Raw genomic sequence first — 5926 nt, 5'->3', positions numbered from 1 at the left:
CTTGTCGAAGGGCGTTATGTACACTCTTTAACTACCTTCCTCACTCTTTCTTCATGACAAAGGGCGTTTTGAACGCTCCTTAACTTCCTTCGCCTCGTTTTTTTCATGTCGAAGGGCGTTATGAACTGGCCTTAACTACCTTCACAATGATTTTTTCCTGCCAAACGGCGTTATGAACGAGCCATAACTACCTTCTCCACGGTTTTTTCATGTCGAAGGTAGTTATGAGTACTCCGTAACTACTTTCCTTATTTATCATTCAACGCAACAACACCTGGTAAAGCTTTGCCTTCCATAAACTCTAGAGAAGCCCCGCCGCCTGTTGAAATATGGCTCATGCGGTCAGCAAGGAAGAACTTTTCAACCGCAGCGGCTGAATCTCCGCCGCCAATGACAGAATATGTTTCGTTAGCTTCTGCTAGCGTTTCCGCCACAGTTCTTGTTCCGTTAGCAAACTTAGACCACTCAAACACACCCATTGGTCCATTCCAAATGACTAGCTTAGAGCCATGAATAACATCGCTATATAGATCAGCTGTCTTTGGACCGATATCAAGAGCCATCCATCCTTCTGGAATCTCATTGATTTCTACCGTTTTAGCATTTGCATTTTGTGAAAATTCATCAGCTATTACCGCATCAATCGGCATATAAAATTTAACGCCCTTTTCCTCAGCCTTCTGCATAAAGGATTTGGCTAATTCAATTTTATCTTCTTCTAAAAGAGAGTTGCCGATTTCATGTCCTTTTGCTTTAACAAAAGTAAAAGCCAACCCGCCGCCAATAATTAAATTATCCACTTTATCAAGCAGATTTTCGATCACATCAATTTTATCCTTTACTTTCGCGCCACCAATAATGGCAGTGAAAGGACGTTCAGGATTCGATAAAGCCTTTCCAAGAACATTCAGTTCTTTTTCCATTAAAAGTCCTGATACTGCAGGCAGATAATGAGCAATTCCTTCAGTTGAAGCATGGGCGCGGTGAGCAGCACCGAACGCGTCATTGACGTAGATATCTGCTATTTCTGCAAAAGCTTTTGCCAGTTCAGGATCATTTTTTTCTTCGCCAGGATAGAAACGAACGTTTTCTAATAAAATTACATCGCCTTCTTCCATGGAGTTAATCAATTCCTTCACGGTGTCACCGTAAGCCTCTTCTGCTTTTTTCACATCTTTTCCTAGAAGCTCTGATAAGCGGTCTGCAACTGGAGTCAGGCGTAACTCCTCAACCACTTTTCCTTTCGGGCGTCCAAGGTGGCTAGCTAAAATGATTTTAGCTCCTTGGTCCATTAAGTATTTAATCGTTGGAAGGGCTGCGCGGATTCGCGTTTCGTCTGTTACTTTGCCATCCGCCATCGGTACATTAAAGTCGACACGGCAAAAAACTCGTTTTCCTTGTAACTCCACATCTTTTACGCTCTTTTTGTTCATAGAAAAGGAACCTCCTCTTAGCAATGCTAGTCTATAAGGTAAAACTTATTATGTATTAAAAAAACTGCCTATAAAAAAGAAGAGTGGTTTTATTCCCAGCTCCTCTTTTCCCTTTATCATTATAGTCGTTTGTTATGTTTATTTCCAATATATTTAGGCACTTGCGGCAATTAACAATCTAGATTCCTTTTTGTGCAATATAATCAACTAAGTCTACCACTCTGTGGGAATAACCAGTTTCATTGTCGTACCAAGAAATGACTTTAACCATATTGCCTTCTAACACCATAGTTGAAAGGGCATCAATTGTAGATGAGCTTGGATCTCCATTATAATCTCTAGAAACGAGAGGCAGTTCACTGTAGCTTAAGATCCCCTTTAGTTCACCTTCAGAAGCTGCTTTAAATGCGGCATTTACTTCTTCAGCTGTTACTTCTTTTTCAAGCTCAGCTACTAAATCAACTAAAGATACGTTAGGAGTCGGAACGCGAACTGCACCTCCATTTAGTTTGCCCTTCAGTTCAGGCAGCACGAGTGATACTGCTTTTGCAGCCCCAGTCGTTGTTGGAATCATGTTTTCAGCAGCTGCGCGGGCACGGCGATAGTCCTTATGTGGCAGATCAAGAATTTGCTGATCATTTGTATAAGAGTGAATGGTTGTCATCATCCCGCGTTTAATGCCAAATTTGTCACTTAAAACTTTCGCGAATGGGGCTAAGCAGTTTGTTGTACAAGAAGCATTTGAAATCACATGGTGATTAGCAGGATCATATTTTTCATGGTTTACGCCCATGACAATCGTGATATCCTCATTGGATGCAGGTGCAGAGATAATCACTTTTTTCGCACCAGCTTCTAAATGCTTCGCTGCGTCCTCGCGTTTTGTAAAACGCCCTGTGGATTCAACAACCACTTCTACGCCAAGGTCTCCCCAGCCAAGGTTTGCCGGATCTCGTTCTGCAATCACCTTTACTTTATGTCCGCCTACTACTAAGTATTCTCCATCAACTAGTACTTCTTCATTTAGTGTTCCATGAACAGAATCGTATTTTAAAAGATGTGCCAGCATATTCGCATCTGTTAAATCGTTAACTGCCACAATTTCTACATTTGGATTGTTTAAAGCTGCACGAAATACAACACGGCCTATTCTTCCAAACCCATTAATGCCAACTTTTACTGTCATGATAATTCCTCCCAAAATGCATTTATATATTTAAATTCTTCATTAACTCATTTGCAGCTCCTTCATCTGTTATAAGAACGGTAGATGATGGCGCTTGTTTCAAATAGGAGGCAATTGCTTTTGCCTTTGAAGCCCCTCCTGCGACAGCAAGGATATGGGGAATATGAATTAAGTCCTGAAGCTGAAGTCCAATGGTCTGTACTTTATGTACCACATGGCCGGCTTCATTAAAGTAATATCCAAATGCTTCTCCTACAGCCTGTTCTTTAACGATTAATTCCATGTCATTTTTACTTGTTTTTCGGCGTTCTGCCATTACTATAGCGTCTCCAATTCCATGTAAAACCATGCTGGCAGACTTGATTAATCCTAAGACCTCTTTTATTTCCGGCTCTCTTATCATGGTGCTGTACATCTCCTGGCTGACCTGGTCAGGAACATAGAGAACTCTATGGCTGGATTTCGTTCTATCTGCCATTGCAGCACATATCGTATTAGCTTGATTTTTTACATCCTCACCGATTCCACCTCTTGCCGGTACAAAAAGCAAATCAAATTCAGTAAACTCTGGTGTTAACCTATCAGCGACAGCAGCCATCGTTGAACCGCCGGTAACTGCGATAGAATCTTTTCTTTTGAGGTTTGATTTCATATAAGCAGCCGCTGCTCTGCCAAGCTCACTTTTTACCCATGGAGATTCTTCACTGTCGCCTGGCACAATAATAATTTTTTGAATGTTAAGCGTTTGATGAAGCTTATCCTCCATAGCCTGAATACCTGTTATGTCCCTCAATACTTCTCGGAGCTGATTAAGGAGATCTTTGCCATCGGAGGTCAAACTCATCCCTGCACTAGTGCTCACTAGCAGACTCTGGTCTTTTAAAAATTCAACCTCACTTCTTAGCACTCTTTCGGTCAAGTTAAGGCTAACAGCTAAACTCCTTCTCCCTACCGGCTCCATTAAACCTATATAATGGAGGATTTGATACCTTTTTTGCATAATGGTCAGTAAATCGGGTAATAATCTTTTCTGAATATCGATAATCGAGTTCATTTTTTTGCCCCTTTACCTCCTATGGACATTATATGTCCCACATAGTCATATCGTGTCCCACTTAGGATAAAAAAAATCACCCATGCTCTAATTTTATTTTAGCAGGGGCAATCGAATAGTTCAACTATTCTTTAAGGGCTTCTTCTATCGTCCAATTATCAATTTGTCCGTATTGAACCTCGGATCCATCAATTTCAACAACTGGGATCATTAGTCCATATTTTTCAGTCAAATCATCACTCGTATCAATATCTATTTCTTTATAATGGAAATTCCATTCTTCCTTTAATTCCATAATAATCGACTTCGCTTTATCACATAGAGGACAGCGATTTCGTGTATAAAACACTAGAGTACGTTTGTTCACCGCTCTTCTCCTTTTCCATCAATCATATCGTTTTCGCTTTGAGGAAGACGGGATTCCCAGCTGGTCCCGGTACTTCGCTATCGTTCTTCTTGATACAACCATGCCTTCCTGATCCTTCAACAGCTGCACTAATTCTTGATCAGACAAAGGCTTTTGTTTATTTTCGCCATCAATGAGCTGGCTTATAATCGTTTTTACTTGTTTAGACGATGTATTTTCGTCAGAAGTCGTTTTAATCGTACTTGAGAAAAAGGATCTTAATTCTAAGGTGCCAAAAGCGGTTTGGGCATACTTTTCCCTAACAGCCCGGCTAACCGTTGACTCATGAATATCAAGCTCATCCGCAATCTCCTTCATGATCATCGGCTTTAAATAGGCAGGGCCTTTAATGAAAAATTCCTGCTGCTTCTCAACAATCTTCAAGGAAACCTTTGTTAATGTTTCTTTTCTCTGCTCGATGCTTCTCATAATCCAGAAATAATCCTGTTGATTATCCTGTAAAAAACGTTTAACCTGTTTATCTTTATTGGATGAAAACTTTTTAAAATAGTCATTATTAAAGCTAATTTTCGGCAAAGCTTCATCAAAGACACTTACAGAAAACGAGCTTCCATCCCAATCAATAATCACATCCGGAACAATATAGGCAGACTTCTCATGCTGAAAGGAAGCCGCCGGTCTTGGATTTAATGTTTGAATGAAATCAAAGACCTCTTGAATCTCTGACATCTTTACCCCAAGTTCTTTGGAGATGTCTCTCCACTTTTTGTCCGCAAAACTATTAAAATACTTTTCTATTATTTCTTCAGCCAAATCATTTCTTGGCTGTTTCCTTTTTAATTGCAAAAGAATGCATTCCTGCAGGTTCCGTGCGCCGATCCCAGCCGGCTCTACTCCCTGCAAAAGGGTAATGGCCTTATCAACTTCTTCCTCAGAGATCCGAAAACGGGCCGCCACCTCACTCATTTCCACTCGCAAGTAACCGTTTTCATCCAAGCACTCAATAAGATAATCAAAAACCTTTTCCCCGTTTTGAATCGAATGAACAAGCTTAAAGTCAAGCTGAGACTTAATATGTTCATCTAAATAAGGTTCTATTTTTCCAATCTGTTCAATCCAATGTTGTTTATCTTTTTCTATTTTTTTCTTAGCAGGCTTTGCTCGGTCAAAGCGGGGGTCCATCGCTTGAACGTTCCCTGTTTCAATTTGCAATAAAGGATTTTCCAATGCTTTATTCTCCAGAAATTCAGAAAGCTCCTGCGTATTATACTGCAACAAGGCAATTGCCTGAGTCAGTTCTTGAGTCATTGTTAACTTTAATGTTTGCTGCTGCCATAACCCAGCCTGTAACTTCATTTCACAACCCCCCCTTACCATTCTACAATAAGGAGGACGAATGGTGAATGGGAATATACTGGCTAAAGATGGGATTTGCACTAAAAAAGTCCTATTCCTAGTGAGTTAAACCTTGCTATGTCTTGAATTTTTAATATTTTCTGAACAGATCATTTTTAATAAAAAAAAATTTTCTAGGTTCATTGTGAAATTCATCATTCACACACTCGTGTTATACACTACAAAAATGGGGCTTCATAATAAATTAATTTTTGTACATATTAAAGGTATTCAATTTAAAATGCCCCTAAACTTTTTTTATATGATGCTTTTAGGCAGGTGGTCAAAATTATTCCAGAAGGTTCCAAACATTTCATTGCATATTTTTCAAACTTTTCCTATTTTGTAATCCATTTCAACAGCTTTTACTTCATGATGTTTTATTTTGAACAAAGTGCACTAAAAATACTTAGTTTTTTGTACACTGTGACTGGTGAAGAGGGAATAGGAAAAATATATATTTAGTGATGGAGTACTAAAGGAGAAAATCG

At 39.5% G+C, this 5926-nt stretch carries 5 protein-coding genes; all 5 read right to left on the bottom strand.

Annotated features, from left to right (window positions below):
* Window positions 1-248: 248 nt before the first annotated feature.
* Window positions 249-1433 (bottom strand): phosphoglycerate kinase, encoded by a 1185-nt coding sequence (locus V7164_RS16300; RefSeq protein ID WP_335344039.1) that lies wholly within the window; start codon window positions 1431-1433, stop codon window positions 249-251.
* 178 nt (window positions 1434-1611) lie between these two features.
* Window positions 1612-2619, bottom strand: coding sequence for a type I glyceraldehyde-3-phosphate dehydrogenase (gap, locus tag V7164_RS16295; protein WP_335354608.1), 1008 nt, complete (start codon window positions 2617-2619; stop codon window positions 1612-1614).
* A 22-nt stretch (window positions 2620-2641) separates the two neighbouring features.
* Window positions 2642-3673 (bottom strand): sugar-binding transcriptional regulator, encoded by a 1032-nt coding sequence (locus V7164_RS16290; protein ID WP_335354607.1) that lies wholly within the window; start codon window positions 3671-3673, stop codon window positions 2642-2644.
* Between the two features lie 124 nt (window positions 3674-3797).
* A complete protein-coding gene (locus V7164_RS16285; protein WP_335354606.1) occupies window positions 3798-4040 on the bottom strand; it encodes a glutaredoxin family protein in 243 nt (80 codons plus the stop codon).
* Between the two features lie 18 nt (window positions 4041-4058).
* Window positions 4059-5396 carry an RNA polymerase factor sigma-54 gene (gene rpoN, locus V7164_RS16280; protein WP_335354605.1) on the bottom strand — a complete coding sequence of 446 codons (1338 nt, stop codon included), beginning with the start codon at window positions 5394-5396 and terminating at the stop codon, window positions 4059-4061.
* Window positions 5397-5926: the final 530 nt, after the last annotated feature.

This window comes from Bacillus sp. JJ1474 (assembly GCF_036965225.1).
Classification (GTDB): Bacteria; Bacillota; Bacilli; order Bacillales; family Cytobacillaceae; genus Cytobacillus.
Note: the sequence above shows the minus strand (reverse complement) of the source record. Positions and strands in the feature narration are given on the sequence as shown.

Excerpts from the sequence above, each read along its gene's own strand:
- V7164_RS16300 (WP_335344039.1), bottom strand. The coding sequence starts at position 1,433 with ATGAACAAAAAGAGCGTAAAAGATGTGGAGTTACAAGGAAAACGAGTT.
- gap (WP_335354608.1), bottom strand. The coding sequence starts at position 2,619 with ATGACAGTAAAAGTTGGCATTAATGGGTTTGGAAGAATAGGCCGTGTT.
- V7164_RS16290 (WP_335354607.1), bottom strand. The coding sequence starts at position 3,673 with ATGAACTCGATTATCGATATTCAGAAAAGATTATTACCCGATTTACTG.
- rpoN (WP_335354605.1), bottom strand. The coding sequence starts at position 5,396 with ATGAAGTTACAGGCTGGGTTATGGCAGCAGCAAACATTAAAGTTAACA.